At 43.2% G+C, this 17,921-nt stretch carries 17 protein-coding genes; 8 read left to right on the top strand and 9 right to left on the bottom strand.

The features are described 5' to 3' along the window. The first annotated feature begins 381 nt into the window (after positions 1–381). Complete coding sequence (locus MUY27_RS19145) at positions 382–3,684, top strand: TonB-dependent receptor (RefSeq protein ID WP_245132823.1); 3,303 nt, start codon at positions 382–384, stop codon at positions 3,682–3,684. A 165-nt stretch (positions 3,685–3,849) separates the two neighbouring features. Then, complete coding sequence (gene nfi / locus MUY27_RS19140) at positions 3,850–4,539, top strand: deoxyribonuclease V (protein ID WP_245132821.1); 690 nt, start codon at positions 3,850–3,852, stop codon at positions 4,537–4,539. A 67-nt stretch (positions 4,540–4,606) separates the two neighbouring features. Here the strand turns inward: nfi and MUY27_RS19135 are convergent, their stop codons facing one another. The 4 genes from MUY27_RS19135 to MUY27_RS19120 all read right to left on the bottom strand — a co-directional run bounded on the left by MUY27_RS19135 (position 4,607) and on the right by MUY27_RS19120 (position 8,177). Beyond that, positions 4,607–5,407 (bottom strand): hypothetical protein, encoded by an 801-nt coding sequence (locus MUY27_RS19135; RefSeq protein ID WP_245132818.1) that lies wholly within the window; start codon positions 5,405–5,407, stop codon positions 4,607–4,609. Positions 5,408–5,468: 61 nt separating this feature from the next. After that, positions 5,469–6,083 (bottom strand): acyltransferase, encoded by a 615-nt coding sequence (locus MUY27_RS19130; protein ID WP_245132816.1) that lies wholly within the window; start codon positions 6,081–6,083, stop codon positions 5,469–5,471. A gap of 3 nt (positions 6,084–6,086) precedes the next feature. Beyond that, positions 6,087–7,259: a glycosyltransferase family 2 protein gene (locus tag MUY27_RS19125; protein WP_245132814.1), complete on the bottom strand. Its 1,173-nt coding sequence runs from the start codon at positions 7,257–7,259 to the stop codon at positions 6,087–6,089. Further along, complete coding sequence (locus MUY27_RS19120) at positions 7,260–8,177, bottom strand: glycosyltransferase family 2 protein (protein WP_245132812.1); 918 nt, start codon at positions 8,175–8,177, stop codon at positions 7,260–7,262. A 59-nt stretch (positions 8,178–8,236) separates the two neighbouring features. On the opposite strand from MUY27_RS19120, the gene MUY27_RS19115 reads away from it, so the two are divergent. The 4 genes from MUY27_RS19115 to MUY27_RS19100 are packed head-to-tail and all read left to right on the top strand — an operon-like array spanning position 8,237 to position 10,805. Further along, entirely contained in the window at positions 8,237–8,782 is a 546-nt protein-coding gene (locus MUY27_RS19115) for a hypothetical protein (protein ID WP_245132810.1), read from the top strand. Positions 8,783–8,789: 7 nt separating this feature from the next. Then, positions 8,790–9,944: a fused response regulator/phosphatase gene (locus MUY27_RS19110; protein WP_245132807.1), complete on the top strand. Its 1,155-nt coding sequence runs from the start codon at positions 8,790–8,792 to the stop codon at positions 9,942–9,944. After that, entirely contained in the window at positions 9,941–10,276 is a 336-nt protein-coding gene (locus MUY27_RS19105) for an STAS domain-containing protein (RefSeq protein WP_245132805.1), read from the top strand. Before MUY27_RS19110 ends, MUY27_RS19105 begins: the two co-directional genes overlap by 4 nt. A gap of 10 nt (positions 10,277–10,286) precedes the next feature. After that, a complete protein-coding gene (locus tag MUY27_RS19100; RefSeq protein ID WP_245132803.1) occupies positions 10,287–10,805 on the top strand; it encodes an ATP-binding protein in 519 nt (172 codons plus the stop codon). Here MUY27_RS19100 and MUY27_RS19095 read toward each other — a convergent pair. Further along, entirely contained in the window at positions 10,802–12,133 is a 1,332-nt protein-coding gene (locus MUY27_RS19095; protein WP_262918360.1) for an oligosaccharide flippase family protein, read from the bottom strand. The genes MUY27_RS19100 and MUY27_RS19095 overlap by 4 nt on opposite strands. Positions 12,134–12,218: 85 nt before the next feature. On the opposite strand from MUY27_RS19095, the gene MUY27_RS19090 reads away from it, so the two are divergent. Together MUY27_RS19090 and MUY27_RS19085 are read left to right on the top strand one after the other, a co-directional pair. Next, positions 12,219–12,998, top strand: a complete 780-nt coding sequence (locus MUY27_RS19090; protein WP_245132801.1) for a glycosyltransferase family 2 protein — start codon at positions 12,219–12,221, stop codon at positions 12,996–12,998. 23 nt (positions 12,999–13,021) lie between these two features. Continuing rightward, on the top strand, positions 13,022–13,795 hold the full coding sequence (locus MUY27_RS19085; RefSeq protein ID WP_245132799.1) for a glycosyltransferase family 2 protein: 774 nt from the start codon (positions 13,022–13,024) through the stop codon (positions 13,793–13,795). A 44-nt stretch (positions 13,796–13,839) separates the two neighbouring features. Here MUY27_RS19085 and MUY27_RS19080 read toward each other — a convergent pair whose 3' ends face one another. From MUY27_RS19080 to MUY27_RS19065, 4 genes are read right to left on the bottom strand one after another with little or no spacing between them, the layout of a single operon-like run. Further along, positions 13,840–15,069, bottom strand: a complete 1,230-nt coding sequence (locus MUY27_RS19080) for a glycosyltransferase (RefSeq protein WP_245132797.1) — start codon at positions 15,067–15,069, stop codon at positions 13,840–13,842. 9 nt (positions 15,070–15,078) lie between these two features. Beyond that, positions 15,079–16,596, bottom strand: a complete 1,518-nt coding sequence (locus tag MUY27_RS19075) for an O-antigen ligase family protein (RefSeq protein ID WP_245132795.1) — start codon at positions 16,594–16,596, stop codon at positions 15,079–15,081. Continuing rightward, positions 16,596–16,745, bottom strand: coding sequence for a hypothetical protein (locus MUY27_RS19070; RefSeq protein ID WP_245132794.1), 150 nt, complete (start codon positions 16,743–16,745; stop codon positions 16,596–16,598). The genes MUY27_RS19075 and MUY27_RS19070 overlap by 1 nt, the downstream gene beginning before the upstream one ends. After that, positions 16,742–17,920 (bottom strand): glycosyltransferase, encoded by a 1,179-nt coding sequence (locus MUY27_RS19065; protein WP_245132791.1) that lies wholly within the window; start codon positions 17,918–17,920, stop codon positions 16,742–16,744. The genes MUY27_RS19070 and MUY27_RS19065 overlap by 4 nt, the downstream gene beginning before the upstream one ends. Position 17,921: the final 1 nt, after the last annotated feature.

Genomic DNA, 17,921 nt, shown 5'->3' with positions numbered 1-17,921 from the left:
AAAACACCGAGATGCGAAACAGCCTGCACCAGTGGGTAGCTCATTACCTAGTCATTTTATCAAACAACGGGTCTAAAATGATCAAATGTTCCAAAATCACCCGGTTAGCTGAAGGTTAAAACTTTAAGTTTTAAGCCAATGTAAAGTATCGGGCACGTAAAACTGAGGACTAATGTGAATTCTAAAATCAAAATATGATCAAAATCACGTTTATGCAATGAATTTCGAACCCGATTGCCTGTTTCTTTGACATTTTTTTTGAAACAACAAAAATCTGTTGAAAAGTTGTGAGTAAGATTAACAATTTGTTAACATAGCAACATAGGCTTATACCTATATTTGCGGCATTAATTAATTAAACGTTTAACAAACAAAACAAGCATGAGAAAATTTTTACTTCTCTTCATGGCATTTTTGTTGACGGCTGCCGGGTTACGTGCCCAGGTAACTACTTCAACATTAACAGGTACAGTTGTAGATGAGAAAAAACAAACTGTCCCTGGTGCTACAGTAGTAGCTGTACACACCCCTTCGGGTTCAAAGTACGCAGTGTCTACTAACAACGACGGACGCTTTACCATTCCTGGTATGCGCGTTGGTGGCCCTTACACCGTAACTGTTTCTTTTATCGGTTACCAGTCTAAAGTTTATAATGACATTACGCTGCAACTTGGTTCACCTTATGTATTAAGAGTGAATTTGAGCACAACAGCACAAGAGCTTTCAGAAGTAAAAGTAGTAGGCCAGAAAAATCCTGTTTTTGACAGCAAAAGAACTGGTTCTTCTACTAACATCACTTCAGATCAGCTGCGTAGCTTACCAACTATCAGCCGCTCTCTGAATGATTTCATCCGTTTAACTCCGCAAGGTTCAAGCAACGGAAGCTTTGCCGGTAATGACAACCGTTTAAACAACATCACTATTGACGGTTCATTATTCAACAGCTCATTCGGTCTTACCGGACAAGTAGGTGGCCGTACAGGTGTAGCACCTATTTCTCTGGACGCTATCCAGGAAGTTCAGGTTAACCTTTCACCTTATGACGTACGCCAGTCTGGCTTCATCGGTGCAGGTGTTAACGCTGTTACCAAAAGCGGTACTAACAATGTAGAAGGTTCTATTTTCTACGCAGAGACCAATAACCACCTGGTTGGTAAAAATGCTGCAGGTACTAAACTGGTAGCTCAGCCTTATACTACCCGTCAGGAAGGTGCAAGCCTTGGTGCCCCTATCGTTAAGAATAAATTATTCTTCTACGGTAACTACGAAAGACAAAGAAACAGCCGCCCTGCTACTAACTTCCAGGCTTTAGATGCTGGTTTAGATGCTTCTAACCCTCAGGTGTCAAACGTAAAAGCTTCTGATCTTCAGGCAGTGAGCAGTGCTCTGGCAGGCTTAGGTTACCAAACCGGCCCTTACCAAAACTATAACTTCGAAACCAAAGCAGACAGATACCTGGCTAAATTGGACTATAACATCAATGACAAGAATAAATTAAGTGTTCGTTATAACAACTTAACTTCAAGCAATGATGTGTTGATCTCAAACTCTGGTACTCCAGGTTTCGGTACCCGTCAGCCAAGCAAAAACCAAATGAGTTTCCAAAACTCGAACTACATCCAGTACGAGAAAGTGAACTCTGTTATTGCCGAGTTAAACTCAACTTTACATAACAACTTCTCAAATAACCTGGTTTTAGGTTTCACCAGCCAGAATGAAGACCGCGGTTCACGTGGTGCTACTTTCCCGCTGATCGAGATCCAGGATGGCAAAAACAACACTTATATTTCAGCTGGTTCAGAGCCGTTTACGCCAAATAACCAACTGTCATATAAAACCTACCAGTTGATTGATAACGCTACTTATTATGCTGGCGACCATACTATCACCGGTGGTATCAGCTTAGAGCGTTTGACATTCAGAAACGTTTTCTTCCCAGGTTCTCAAAGCGCTTATGTATTCAGTTCAATGGCTGATTTCCAATCTGCTATTAACTACTACAATACTAATCCTAACGCTACTACGTCTCCATATACTTTAAGACGTTTCGATTTAAGCTATTCTGCTTTACCTGGTGGCGCACTTCCTGTACAACCGTTGAAAGTTACCTATGCAGGTGCTTACGTTCAGGATGTTTGGGCACCTAAAGATAACTTCCGTGTAACCGGTGGTTTAAGGGTAGATGTTCCTTACTTCGATAAAACTGGTTTCTACAATGCTGCGGCTTCAAGCCTGACTTTCAAAGGTGCTGATGGTTCAACTATCCCGGTTAACACCGCGCAATTGCCAAAAGCTTCTCCATTGTTCTCTCCACGTTTAGGATTTAACTGGGATGTTTTCAACGATAAATCTTTACAAGTTCGTGGTGGTACAGGTATCTTCACCGGCCGTCCTCCGTTTGTTTGGATCTCTAACCAGATCGGTAACAACGGTGTGTTAACCGGTAGTACTTCTATCCAGAACACAACAGCATTCCCTTTCAATCCAAACCCGGCGAAATATATCCCGGCTAACCCTACTACACCAGCATCTTACACGCTGAACACCACTGCGCAAGACTTCAAATTCCTGCAAAGCTGGAGAACTACTTTAGGTATCGACAAAACTTTACCTTTCGGTATCATCGGTACTGCAGAGTTCCTGTACACCAAAACCATCAACGGTGTTTACTATCAGAACATCAACGCAACTGCTGCTAATGCAACATTTGTTGGTCCTGATAATCGTCCTAAATATCCTGGTTACGGTTTATCAAGTACTGCTCAAAACAACGCACTGCGTATCAACCCAAATGTTGTAGCTAACTACTACCTGGATAATACCAACAAAGGTTACCAGTGGTCTGCAACCGGTCAGTTACAGAAAACCTTCAGCAACGGTATATTTGCAAAAGCAGCTTATACTTTTGGCGAGGCTTGGAACTTAACCGAAGCAGGTTCAACTGCCAGCAGTTCTTACAACAACAACCCTACCGTAATGGGTAACAACTTCCCAACACTGGCTTTCTCTGATAATGACGTTCGTAACCGTCTGATCATTACTTTAGGTTACCGTAAAGAGTACAAAATTGGTGCAACTTCATTCTCTGTATTCTATGAGGGTGTAAACCAGGGCCGTTTCTCTTACGTGTATAGCGGTGACATGAACGGTGATGGTATCAGCAATAACGATTTGATCTACATCCCACGTGATAAATCAGAGATGTACTTTGCTTCAAACACTGTTACATTATCAAACGGTACCACCCGTACTTACACAGCAGATGAGCAAAAAGACCTGTTTGACGCTTATATTCAGCAAGACAGCTACTTAAGCAAACACAGAGGCGAGTACGCTAAACGTAATGGTGTATTACAACCATGGATCAAACGCGCTGACGCTGCGATCACTCAAGAGTTTAAGATCAATACTAAAGGTGTTACTCACGTGCTTTCTTTCCGCTTCGATATGTTTAATGTTGGTAACTTCATCAACAAAAACTGGGGCGTAAGCAACTTCTACCAGCAAAACCGTATCCTTACTGTAGTAACCGGTGCTTCAGGTGTTGATGCACAAGGTCACCAACTGTTCCGTTACAACGGATTTAACTCTGGTGTGCCTTACACTAATACCTACATTAAAGGTACCAGCTTAGGTTCAGATACCTGGAGAGGACAGTTCACAGTACGTTACTCTTTCAGATAATAGCTTAACAGCTGCATATATTAAAGGGCTGCCCGTATCGGGCGGCCCTTTCTTGTTTCAGATGGGTTCGTTATACCTTTGACCAAAAACCATTCAACATTCTACGGCGTTGATAATAAGTTTGTGCAGAAATAACTCTTTTATAAAAATCTTAAATCTTAGCCTATGACCGGTCAGGCCTATACTCCTGCAGAAGCAATAGCCTATCAGCATGAACTGAGGGCGAAACTAAATATCACACAACTAGACCGGGAAGTGAGTGTTATCGGCGGGGCAGATATTTCTTTCAACAAATACTCGGATGTTATTTATGCTGCAATTGTATTGTTCAGTTACCCGGATCTGAAAATGATCGGTAATGCATCCGTCATCACTAAAACAGATTTCCCTTACATCCCCGGCTTGTTAGGTTTCCGCGAGGTACCTGCAATTACAGAGGTTTGGAATAAGCTGGAAATAAAACCCGATGTGATGATCTTTGACGGCCAGGGTATCGCCCATCCACGTCGGCTGGGCATCGCCACCCATTTTGGGATAGTGAATAAAGTGGTAACGTTTGGTTGCGCTAAATCTGTATTAGTGGGCCGTTATGAAGAGCCGTTGAACGAGCCATTGGCCTGGAGCCCGATGTACCACGAAGATGAAGAAGTTGGAGCAGCACTGCGGACCAAGAAGAATTGCAAACCGGTATATATTTCCCCTGGCAATGGCATCAACCTGGAGCAAAGCCTCGGCATCATTAAAAATTGTGTAGGTAGTTATCGTATCCCCGAACCTACCCGGCAGGCTCATTTACTGGTGAACCAGATCAGGGTGAAGGATGGAAATCCACCGCCTACTTTGTTTGATTTGTAATCCCTAAATACCAATAATTTCACTTGCTCTGATTTACCTAGGCTTAAGTTGAATGTGCTAAAGCTGTCTAATTAAATAGTGCAAATAGCTTTTTCAGCAGATAATAAAAAGGCAAAAGAACTACGTAAACGATCGTGATAAAGACAATCCACTTTGCAATATCATAAACGTCAGTAATAAATTTTGATAGCAACACCCCTTTTTTTTGTTCAAAGAAGATAACGGTTACAAGTAGGAAGGCTAGCGGAACTACAATAAGTAACCCTATTTTAACTACTCTTTCATTTATTGCAATTACAGTCTTTCCAGAATTTGATTTTTTATTTATATCCTCTATCAATTCCTGCTCCACATCACTCAATTTAATTTCGACGCTACAATTAATTGAAGTCCAGTTTGAATAGTTTTCTAAATTAAACTCATCGTAATATCTTAAAAACAGCAAGTCATTACCTAACAGCTCATTATCATTAAATTCAAAATCGAAGTCGATTTCATCTAAAATAATCAGCTCTGCACCAGTAAGTAAATCTAATTGAGATTCATGCTGATTTATGCTTCGGATTTTGTCTGCTGCTTCATCAGCACTGAGCTTTTCCTCAGAGAACTTTTTAAAAATTAGTCCCAATATGACACGCATCGGGATAGGACTAACGGAATTAATACAAGCAGATTCTGATAGTATTGATAGCATTGCGTTTGCATCTTTTGCAATACACAATTCAATCAAAACATATTCTGGCTCTTCTTCAGCCATCAATATTTTTTCCGCTATCACTTTAACTTCGCTGACATCTATCACCGTAAGTTTTAACCCTAACCGGAAAACCTCAATCAATTGACAGTATTCCGGTTTAGTGACGATCATCGTTTAGTGGATAGGGTGCAGTCCTGGTGATGTTTTAAAAGTTTTATTAAAGCAGGTAAACCTATACCCTCACCCACTCTTTCTTATCGAAATCGTATTGCTTGATGATCTTCGCAGGGTTACCTGCCGCGACGGAATATGGCGGAACGCTTTTCGTGACAACGGCCCCACCAGCGACGACACTATGCTTCCCAATCGTGACACCTGAAGTGATCACCGCATTTGCCGCAATCCAGCAATCGTCTTCAATGATGATGGGTGCAGTGATTACAGGCTGATCTACAATCGGCACGTTTATATCTGTATAAACATGGTTAAGCGCACTGGCTACTATATTTTGCGCGAAAATAACATTATTACCAATGGTAACCGGACCGATGATGACATTACCCATTCCGATCAGGCTGTTATCGCCGATAATCACGTCGCCCACACCGTTATTAATCGTGCAAAAGTCCTCGATGGTCGATCCGGCGCCAAGCTCGAACTTATTAAAAGGCAGCACATCCAGGCGGCTTCTCGACCGTATGGTGGATCCTTTACCTCGCTTATGCAAAAATGGATTAACAACAGCCTTCACCCATAGCCTTGGCCGCGCTTCGCCTTTAGGAATCAGCATGCGGTGCACAAATGCTTTTAAAGATGGATTGCTTTTTATCTTTTCTTTCAGCGACATAGCTTATTTCCTTTTAGCTTTTTCCCACACGGCGCTTTGCGTGCCGGAAATATACCTGAATATTCCCCGGATGACGGCATAATTCATCATGCAGAAATAATAGGGTATAAATAATATTTTAACCTTAATTTCCTTTCGTGCCAGCAGCCAGCCCAGTAAGGCCATGGCGTAAAACATCACCTGTCCTAACAATAAAAGCTCGTACAGCCAGGTGGAATAGCCACTCGCTACGATCACCATATTCAGGATAAAAGCCAGTATCATCAGGAAGGGAACTACCGTCCAGCGCAATACCCGGTGACTAACATATTGAAAGGTCAGCAAGGGCATATAAAAAGGGTTCAGCAATTTCTTTAGCCATATAATGGATTGTATTCCCCCGGCCGCAATCCTGATCTTCCTTTTCAGCTCCTCGCCTACGCTTTCAGATCCGGTTTCCGTGGCATAGGCTTCAGGTTCATATGCCACCTTATAGCCATCTGCAGCCACCAACAGCGAGATCATAAAATCTTCAATGATACTGTTAGGCGGCACTTCGCGGTACAAATTAGTGCGGATGCTGAACAACTCACCCGCAGCGCCAACTACCGTGCCCAGCTCAGAATCCCAGGTTTTTAATTTCGACTCATATTTCCAGTAAAAGCCCTCACCCGCGGTAGCATCGGCGGCTTCATCAGCGTGTACACGCTTTTCACCTGCAACTGCGCCCACTTTAGGGTTGCTGTAATGCCGGCAAATGTTTAACAGCGCGTCAGCATTTAAAAAGGTATTGGCATCTGTAAACACCACAACTTCGGTAGTTACCGAAGGCATAATGCGGTGTACTGCCGCCAGTTTACCACTGCGTCCATCTTTGTGAAATAGCGTGATCTGCGGATAGTGCGCTATAATTTCGGCAGTACGATCTGTTGAGCCATCCGTAACAAAATATAATTGCAGCTTACCCTCAGGGTAATTCAACTGCAGCGTATTCTCTATTTTCTGCGCAATGAAGTCTTCCTCATTATAGGCCGCCACAATCATGGTACAGGTTGGCAGTTCAGCCAAATCTACCACTGGTTTCTGCGGTGTTCCTTTAATCAGGCGTTTTATTTTAACCAATACAAACAGCAGAATACCATAGCCAAAAAAGGCATAAAAAACGATAAAAAGGCTAAGCCAAAGTGCTAATTTCATTTAACGGGGTAAAGGGTATCCTAAATTATTGCTGTTTTTGCTATGCGTCACATTCCACCAAATGGCTTTCCAAAGCAGGGCTGTAAAACCCTTTTGCTTCTCCCTCGCATAGTTCAACATATTCCGTGGTGCTACAATTAAAACAAAGTAAATATAAAAAAACAAGCGCGCTAATACCGGCGCATTCCTGCGGATGAACAAAATCCGATTACGATTCATAAAAAACTCTTTCAATCCACTAGCTTTCCCGACAGAGATCGACTCTTTGTGATAAATCAGTCCCTGCGGTACAAACCAGATCTGGTAACCAGCCCTCCGCACGCGGTCGCACCAATCCATCTCTTCATAATAAAGAAAAAAGTTTTCGGCCATCAGCCCTGCCTTTTCAATAGCTGCCCTGCGCACCATCATCGCCGCGCCATGGATGTAACCTGTCTGTCCGATCTTGTCATCATACTGGCCACTATCTTCCTCAAACTGCCCTATGCATTTATTGCGGCAGGTATAATAATTCATAGGCGTAAAACCCGCATATTGAAGCGTATTCGGCTGATCAAAATACCTGATCTTCGGCGAAGCCATACCGACTTCGGGATGCTCGCGCATTACCTTAACCATGGTTTCAATCAGGCCGGCGGTAAATTCGGTATCGTTGTTTACAAAGAACAGATACTCGCCGGTAGCTTCATTTACACCTAAATTATTCCCACCGGCAAAACCAAGGTTTTTATCAGAGCGTATAAACTTGATGGTGGGATAAGCGGCACCCCACTCGGGTACTTTATTTTCTTTACTACCGTTATCTACAACGATTATTTCGACATTAGCATAACTATTTGTTTCAGAAATTGAAGATAAAAGTTGTTCGGTAATGAAACTTTGATTGAAATTTACCGTAATGACAGAAACTTTTTCCATTTAATAATGCCTGTTAAACGTTGAAATAAGCCAGTTAAGTTACACGAAATTCACTCCTTTTGGATAATAAATCGATTAATAAAGAGGTATCCGAGCTTCAAAAGCTAAACGACCGGCCAGATGCCATTGAGCAAAAGCTGGATGAATTGTTATTGCTGCTTGAAAACAGTAACCTCGATAGCGAATCGATCAAAAATATACAGAATAAATTTAACAGCGCTATTGATGCAGAAACCCTGAAACAGCAAGACCTGCATGAGTTCAGAAAGTTGGACGAGTTAAGCGAAAATACTTCGCGCGAGGAACTGCTCGATCAGTTTAGCTTATTGCTTACCAATTCAAAGATAGACAGTAACGTTTCTAAACAGTTCATCAGACGCGAACGGCTGACCGCCATTGTGTTGTTTGCCATTGGTGTGGTGATGATCGCACTGGGTTTCGCTATGATCATCATGCCCGCCCCGCCCTATTTCGAGATGTTTACCATCTATTACTTTACCCCGGATGATGGCGTAACGATTATGGATGTGATCTCGCTGCTGATTATATTAGCGGGCGTATATCTTTTAGTGAAGTCCTTAATTAAGAAAAATACTATTTCCTGAATCGCCGATGCTGCAAACCCACGTGATAAAGAAAATACTTCTGGTTGACGACAACGTGCTTTTTCTTAAAATGCTTTCGCGGGCGTTTGAGAAGGCCGGTTTTGCTTGCACAACTTGCGAATCTGCTGCAGCAGCAATTGATTACTTAAGGAAAGAAACGACAGATGCCATCCTGTCCGACTACCAGATGCCCGAAATGGATGGTTTAGAGTTCAGGCGCTATGTACTTTCGCAGCCTGCCTTACAAAACATCCCCTTTATCTTCCTGACCAACTTTTCGGACCAGGACGTAATGACCAAAGGGCTGGATCTGCAAGCAGTGGATTACGTGCTGAAAGATACGCCGGTGAATGTGATCGTCAGCAAGCTGAATAACCTGATCGAAACCTTCAGTAAACAGCGCGAGCTTTCTGAACTGGAGATTAAAAAAGCGGTGTCTGCACTTAATATCAAGTCTGTACCACAATCGGCGCCTCAGATCAAGGGTTATGAAATTAACTTCTGGCATCAGTCTTTCCAGGATATTCCCGGCGGCGACTTCATCGATTTTATTACGGTTACAGACCGCTTTAGCTTTATTGTGCTGGGCGATGTAATGGGAAAAAAATGGATGGCCTGGTTCCTTAGTTTCAGTTTTTTAAGTTATGTGCGGGCAGCCGTAAGATTTGGCGTATTGAGCGAAGAATATTCGCCCGCAAGTATTCTGCAAAAGGTGAACCAGATCATCTGCTATGACGAGGCCTTGAAAGACATCCTTTCGAGCCTTTCGTTGTTGATGATTGATCATGAGGCTAATAAAGTTGTTTACGCTGGTGCGGGCGACCTGCCCGTGGTGCATTACAATGCAAAGGCTAAAACTGTAAGCACACTAAATAGTTCGGGCTTATTGCTTGGCTTGTTTCCAACAGCAACCTATGACGAGATCGAGGTTGAACTTGAGGATGGCGATCAGCTCTTCATATTCACGGATGGTATGATAGATTACAGCGCCGGGGAAGAGACCAAGACAGATTATAAAAAATTTGTAGACAGACTACAGCATATCGCGACGCCTGAAAATTCCTTTATTAAGTTAAAGGATTACATCCTTTCGCAGCAAGCTGCGGCACAAGTTGACGATTGCAGCATTATTCACCTTTATAAAGCACCAGAGAAATTATGATAGAACTAATTAAACAAGAACCCGGTTATCTTTTGGCTGATCTGCAGATTGACGAAGCCAACCTGGCCGTTGCCGATCAATTCAAGACAGAGCTTATCGGACTGCTGGATAACTATCAGCGCAAAATTGTGCTGAGCCTTCACCAGGTCAACTACATCGACAGCAGCTTTTTAGGCGCTTTAGTAGCGGGACTGAAACATGCCATAGCGCAAAAGCATGATATTATACTGGTGGGCTTAAAAAAAGATATCCGCGATTTGCTTACACTGATCAGGCTGGATAAGGTCTTCAAAATTTACGACAATTATACCGAAGCTACATCAGCTTTATAAACACTGGTTTATGGGATTGGTAAATGTGAGTTACGAGATCAGGACATCAGAGAAAATGTCTTTTACCATGTTAGAAGACATGCTAACCTTAATTAAAAACAATGTAAGTGGTCATAAGCATATCGATGATGTGATTTTCAAATCGAAATATATCCTTACCGAGATGCTTACCAACGCCATTAAGCATGATCATGGCAGCAGCCGTATCAAAATAGAAATTGCGAACAATATTTTACGTTTTGTAAAAACCGATACTGGAAAACCCCTAACGCTGCCCAAAGCGGGAGATATTAATGGAAATGCGACCATTGTCACTGCTGATACCATGCACATTCTGTACACTAATAAACAGGCAGAAAAGATATTCTTTTATTGTAAAGAAAATGTAGATGCTATTGTGATGAATCATCGCCTGCCGGAACACTTCGGACTGCTGATTATTACAAAGGCCGCAGATGAATTTTTCTACGCCTACAATGCAGAAGAGCAATGCAACACTTTTAGTGCCAGCATCTATCTTTCAGATTAACGCAACAACCTTCGATCGCGAATCAAACTACGGGCCTCGGCAAAACCGGTGGCATAAACACTAAAAAAAGAGTAGCTACGGTATTTATTTAATTCGCGGTAACCGATAGCCACAGCAATCAGCGTGGGGATAACGGTAGTAATTGCCACGCCATACACGTTTCCGAATATAGCTATGCCTACAAAGTCAAAGATGATATTAGCGGCAAGCATCACCAGTACCTTATAGAAGTTTACCTGCGGCCGGTGGATTACGTCAAGCGTAAGGGCAAAGAAACGGTCTGCCGGGTATAGCAACCCGAACGTCATAAACAAACGGAATACATTTGCCGCTTCGGTATGTACATACTTTCCCCCACCGATCAAAGAAATAGCGAAGTCTGCCACAAAGATAGCCACCAACACAATAGGTATTAAACCGAGGGTAAGCAGCCCCGTATACCTTTTCATGGTAGCAATTACTTCATCGCGTTTATTTTGATTATAAGCGGCCGAGAGTAGCGGCATACCGGTTGCCGCGAAGCTTACCAACGGAATTTCAATTACCTGCATCAGGCTGCGGCCAAGGTTGTAAACAGCCAAAGCTGCGGGCCCGAGCATCGCCATGATGATGTAGGTATCTGATGTACCGAACATATTCGCACTCAAGGTTGTGCCTACACTGTATTTCCCAAAATTGAACAGTTCCCTGATGCCATTTTTTGAACGCTTGCCAAAATTTCTTATCCCCGACCATTGCATCAGCATGGCATAAGCACTTGTCAACAGGTTAGATGCCAGGAACGAATACAGTACATCATCCAGGTTCAACCTGCGCAGCGCTATCGCAACGATGATGAAAATGATAAAAGACCCCTTGTTCATCAGGCGGATGTACAGCAAACGATCAAAACGTTGTTCTCCCTGCTGTATGCAGGTCGCGACGAACATCGGCAACGTAACCAGGTAAGCTACACCAAACCATTTCAGGAACAACAATATCCCCGTATGATTAAAACTTGCTGTAAAAAGAAGCGCCGGAACATTACACGCAATCAGGATGCCGGTAATAGCCATGCCGATAAACCAGGTGGAACCTGCTACTTCGGCCTTACGTTCTGGTACTGCACCTGCATAGAACTTAATAAATGCCGTAGTAAGAAATCCTGATCGAAAGGTGTCTATCAACAAAAATGTGGATTGAAAGAATATCCATTGCCCGGCTTCGGCCATAGGCAACTGCCGATAGATAACCGCGGTGGTCACCATCCCTAGGATGGTCATCACCCCGTTTCCTGTTAAAGAAAGAAAATGCTTATTTTTTATCGTATTTATCGCTCTTCTCCACATCCTTATTAGGCAGATATTCGTAAAACAAGATTAATTAAAATAAATGTATTTACTGATATTAGTAGCTGCAACGCTGATTTAAAAAATGACCCATTATTTCCCTGAAGTAACTTTACTGGTAACACATTACAACAGAAGCCGTTCGCTGGAACGTTTACTACAAACTTTTAAAGAGCAGCAGCTGACCTTTGGCGATATCGTTGTGTCTGATGATGGCAGTAAGCCCGAACATCAGGAATATCTTAAAGCGCTGCAACAACAATATCAGTTCAGCCTTATTACGACGCCCGTAAATAAAGGGTTAGGAAATAATATCAACAAAGGCCAGGATGCGGTTAAAACACCTTATACGCTATACGTTCAGGAAGATTTTGACCCCAAACCCGCTTTTGCAGAACATTTCAAAGATGCGTTAACATTTTTTAAAGCTGATGCTTCGCTGGATATCGCACGCTTTTATGCCTACTTCAAATATCCTTATACCAAAACTTACGGTAAGGGATTTTTAGAAATGCTGTTTAAACCATCGGTTTGGTACAGCAATCATTTAAAGTTTTACGTTTACAGTGATCACCCGCACTTGCGCCGAAGTTCGTTCTTTGATAAGTTTGGCCGTTACCCCGAAGGTTTGAAAGGTGACCGTACCGAATTTCTGATGGCAGCATCATTTATTAAAAATAAGGGCAAGGGGATTTTCTTTGAGCATTTTACAGAACTATTCGACCAGAAAAACTCGTCTGACGAACCCAGCACCATGAACCGCGCCGGATGGCGTGAAAGTAAAAATCCTTTTGCCCTGACAGCGCGCTATCTTTACCTGCGTGTTAAACTGCTGCGCTGGACGTACGAAGTGTTGTATAAATAATTAACGTAATCTTATTAGCTTTTATGCCTGCTTATAATTTCCCGGATGTAACCCTGCTAGTTACCCATTATAACCGGAGCCAGTCTTTACAGCGGTTGCTGCAAGCTTTCCAAAATCAGCAGATTTCTTTCGGCGATATCGTTGTATCTGATGATGGCAGCAAACCCGAACACCTCGACTATTTGAAAAGCATCAGTGAAAAATTCGGTTTCCGGTTGATCACTACACCGGTGAATAAGGGGCTGGGCAATAACATCAACAAAGGTCAGGATGCGGTGACTACTCCCCTAACGCTTTACGTGCAGGAAGATTTTGACCCAAAGCCAGGTTACGGCGCACACCTTACAGATGCGGTAGCGATTATTAACGAACGGCAAGATATAGACCTGGTACGTTTTTACGCCTATTTCAAATACCCTTATTTAAAGCCTTATAAAAATGGTTTCTCGGAAATGCTGTTCAGTTTGTGGAATATCAGTTACCGCAAGTTCCATGTATACAGTGACCACCCGCATCTAAGGCGAACCTCTTTTTTCAGCAAGTTTGGCCGCTACCCGGAAGGTTTGAAAGGCGACCGTACAGAATTCTTAATGGCTTTATCTTTTCTGAAACATGGCGGCAAAGCAATGATCTACGAAGATTATAAAGGGTTGTTTGACCAGGTGAATTCTTCAGACGAGCCCAGCACCATGACCAGGAGTGATTTCAGGCAAAGCAATAATCCGGTGATTGCGGCAGGCCGTGCCGTTTATCGTTTCGTAAAACACACCTACGAATTATTGAAGTTCCCTGCTTAACTTGCCGTAGAAGCTATAGCAATATCAGCATACTGCCGCAAATTTCAAGCGGTTGCCGCTGCAGCTTCATTTGCTACATGATTAACCGCTTCGTAAATACTTTTGGCATTATTCTCCCAAGTGTGGGTACTTGCGAATGCAATACGTGCTTGCTGTTTTTCGGTTGAATCTTCGGCAAGAGCCCGGGCGATCAGTCTTAAATAGTCTTCGTGGCTTTCACCCAGGTAAACGTAATCTTCAAACACGCTCATTGCTTCTGTACGCGTCGCCACGGTAGGTTTACCCATTGCCAGGTATTCGTCTATCTTGCGCGGATAATTTCCAATGGTTACCTCGTTAACGATCTGCGGGTTAATACACACATCAAAAGAAGCGATATATGCAGGCAATAAAGACGGATCTTTGCTGCCCAGGAAATGTACATTTGGTAGTTGATGCAAGTCGCTTTTCTGAAACTCGCCATCTTCCGGCCCTACTAAAACAATGCTCCAATCAGGTTTCTGTTTCGCGAGGAATTCAAGCAGATCAATATCCAACCGGAGGCTTTGCAAAGCGCCAACATAACCAATTACCGGTTTTTTTATTTGGGCGACATCCACAGGTAGATTTTCGTCATTGTGACTGGTAAATATGCTCAGGTCGCAACCCTGGCCCACATAGAAGGATTGCGGGTTATATTTTTTACAATAATTAGCCAGGTATACCGAATTAGCAACGCACACATCGCTTTTAGCAATCAGTTTTGGTTCCAGGCGCAAGCCATGCCGTTTCCAATAATCCACGCCCAGCATAAAATCGCGCGAATAATAAATACTCACGGCGGGCTTTAACAGCTCTTTAAGGTAGAAGCATCTGAAGATATCGTTATCATTGAATAAGATATAGTTCTTAAAGCCCAACCGCTTAGCCGCCTTTTTTATCGAACGCGCAAAAACACGGTTATTGTATTTATTTAAAATGGTATGTAACCACGCCCCACGCAGCCAATTGATGGATTCTATCATCGCTTCGGGATAGTAATTCCAAAGGTTATGATCAATGGCGATCAGCCCCTCTTCTTTACCCTTGATTACTGCAATGCGTTTTTGTATTTGCGGCTCGTGCTTCCGCTTCAGCAAGGTAATACGGTCTAACGGGGAATTGATGTACAACACGCGGTTATGCTTACTGAATTCTATTGCCAGGTTTTTGCAATTGCTGCCAATTTCAATGTCCCATGGCTGCTGGCCAACAATAATAATATCGCGGTTTTTGATCATGTCCTGAGGTTCCATTTACAATGGTTATACGGTTACGGCGACCGCCATGTTCCGGTTTTTCTCATCGTCCAGTTGCCTGGTGATGTTTACTAAAGCTACAAAAAATAAAAACAAAATATTTGAAGGGTACTGTACCAGCGCCTCCTGTGGAAAGTTGGCAATATTGTAGGCAAAAATAACCAGCGTAGCCATCAGGCAGTAAGTCTTCAGTTCAGGGTCGCGGATGGCGTAGTAATTATCTATGCCCGTTTTCAGGAACACAAAAACCATGGTACAGAACAAAATCAAACCGATAGAGCCATTCTCTACAGCTACCCTGATATAACCACTATCCGGCGGAAAGTGGGCAAGGAAAGAACCCGGCGCAAAACGTTGCCCCCATGCACCTGTAGCGCCTAGGCCACCGCCCATAGGGTGGGTTAAAATATAAGGCTGTATGCGTTTCTGGTTATTTTTCCTAACCTTATAAGAGTCATCGTCATTGGGTTTAAATGCCGTCTGAAAGCGCTGTATGGTGGGGTTACCAGTAGGAATGACGATCAGTATGGCAAAAAAGATGGCCGCTATAATAGAGAATACCAGTACATTTTTATTGTAGTTCAGAATAGCGAATAACACCAGCGCGGCGGGTAATAGAACGTTTGCTCCACGAGTACCAGAGTACAGCATCGATAGGAAGTAAACGCCGATCAGTACAAAACAAACCACTTTTTTCCAGCCAGAAAACTTCCCGAACATAACGCATACACAAAGTATGCAGGGCATCACCATGTTATAGGAAAAAGCAACCGGATCTGAGAAAATGGAAAATTTACGCCAGTGGCCCGCAATAAAAAGTAAGGAGGCAATATTAGGGTCTGAATGCAGGTAAGCTTCCTCTGCATCGCTAAACCCGATAAACTCCTGCTTAAACGCATATAATGCACCAATCAGTGCCAACAGCATCCACAACTTCAGCAAAAACCTGATAAATTTTACCGAACGTATATTATACATGAAGATAAAATAGCTCAGCTGCACCATCGCCACCGTCCGCACGGTGTATACCCATGCCAGGCGCGATTCTGCCGCTGGGTTCGCTACTTCGACCAGGTTGTAGGCGATCCAGCAAAGCACCACAATAGTAGCCGGACTTTTAAATATGCCCCAGCTGGGGTTTTTCTTTTGTCTTACCAGCAGATTCAGCAATAAGATCAGTTGCAGGGCATCCATCATGGTACCTAACGGCCCTGGTACGCCCAGGCGCATCAGCAGGAACAACATATAAGCCATTACCAAAAGTACCACCACGCCAAATCGCGCATAAACAGCAATGCAATACACGCCGGGAATAGCAACCCCAATCGCGATAAGCGTACCGCCGAAAGAAGTACCGTAATTACCTATACCATAACCAACAACAAGGCCAATTACAATAAAAAGCAGTAACCCGGGCAGATTAAATAGCTGCTCTGTAATTACCCACTTCCTAAGCAGGTTTTCTGACCGTTGGCGCCGGTTATGAACAATGATTTCCTGACCGGCCGATTGCTGTTCTGCCATTACAGAAAAAGTATCTTTATGAAAAAAAAATAGGTGCTCAAGGCTGCCACCACAATGGCTACTATACGCGTAACCTTATCGATTTTTGTCTGCTTTTCGCGCTTTATCTCTTCAGCCCGGATGATTTCGTCTGCAGGATCTATCCTCATTCCTTCACCTCCTCTTCTTTCGAGTCGCCGTGGTAATAGTGCGTAGTAGCCACTGAATATTTGTTAGCCTTACGAACTTTTAATAGTGACAGCACCTGGAAAAATATGAATTTAGGAATATTAACCAGCGACTGGTAAATGCGCTTATCTGTAGGTGAACTGGCTAACGCTATTGCAAAGCCCAGAACAAAGGCAATAAAACCCGCCAACCATATCAGTGACGCCGTAATGCTGATCCAGATGTTAGCAACCATAAAGATCACCGATAACAGTAGGAAGATAAATAACGGCGGCCGCAGCAGGATCAAACCGAACACAAACTGGTTCCAGCTCCCTTTTACCAATAAACCAAAACCAAGCCGGAAATATTTAAACCAGGTATTGATCCATCGCGAACGTTGTTTTACCAACTGCTCGCTCTGGGTGGTCTTTTCGTCGTAAACGATAGCCTTTTCTGCAAAAGCGATCCGTTTGTTTTTGCTAAGAATGGCATGTTGCAATACTTTATCAAAACCCGCGCCGGTTACATCCAGATATTCCAAACACTCGCGGTAGAGCTGCGTAGTAAAGGCCATACCCGAACCGGCCAGCGTAGCAGATGACCCTATGTTGAACAACACCTTACCATCATAGAAATGGTAGTAAATGTCGCGCGCGGCATCGAGCCGTGCATAAGTGGTATTCAGGTTTTTAGCTTCGCGAACACCCTGCACGGCCTCAAAACCTTCGGCAAAGAATTTATCCAGTTCATTCAGGTATTCAGGGTCTGTCAGGTTATCACTATCAATGATGGTTAGCCGGTTATGTGGCCTTCTGAAACGGTTGATGGCATAAAAATGCGAGCGCGTATTGCTGGCGAGTGTTTCTTCGGGGCGAAGTATAATTACCCGCTCATCATCAAACTTTAAACTACTAACATCACACTTATCGGCAACAATATAGATCAGGAAGTTATGATGGTTCAGCTTCAGCAGCGAATTAACCGCTTCCGGAACGGCCGTTACCTGTTCGTAAGCAGTAACGATAATGCCATAGTCGCCTTCTGCAACAGGTTCTACGCGCTTAGTCTTGTATTTCTTTACCAGGTACAGGATGTATAAAAACAAAGGCAAAAACAAGTTGTAACCGATGGCAACCTGTACTAATATCCAAAGTGCATTAATCAGCTCTTTCATA

It is taken from the genome of Mucilaginibacter straminoryzae (genome assembly GCF_022953055.1).
GTDB lineage: Bacteria > Bacteroidota > Bacteroidia > Sphingobacteriales > Sphingobacteriaceae > Mucilaginibacter > Mucilaginibacter straminoryzae.
This window is presented reverse-complemented; position numbering and strand designations above follow the sequence as displayed.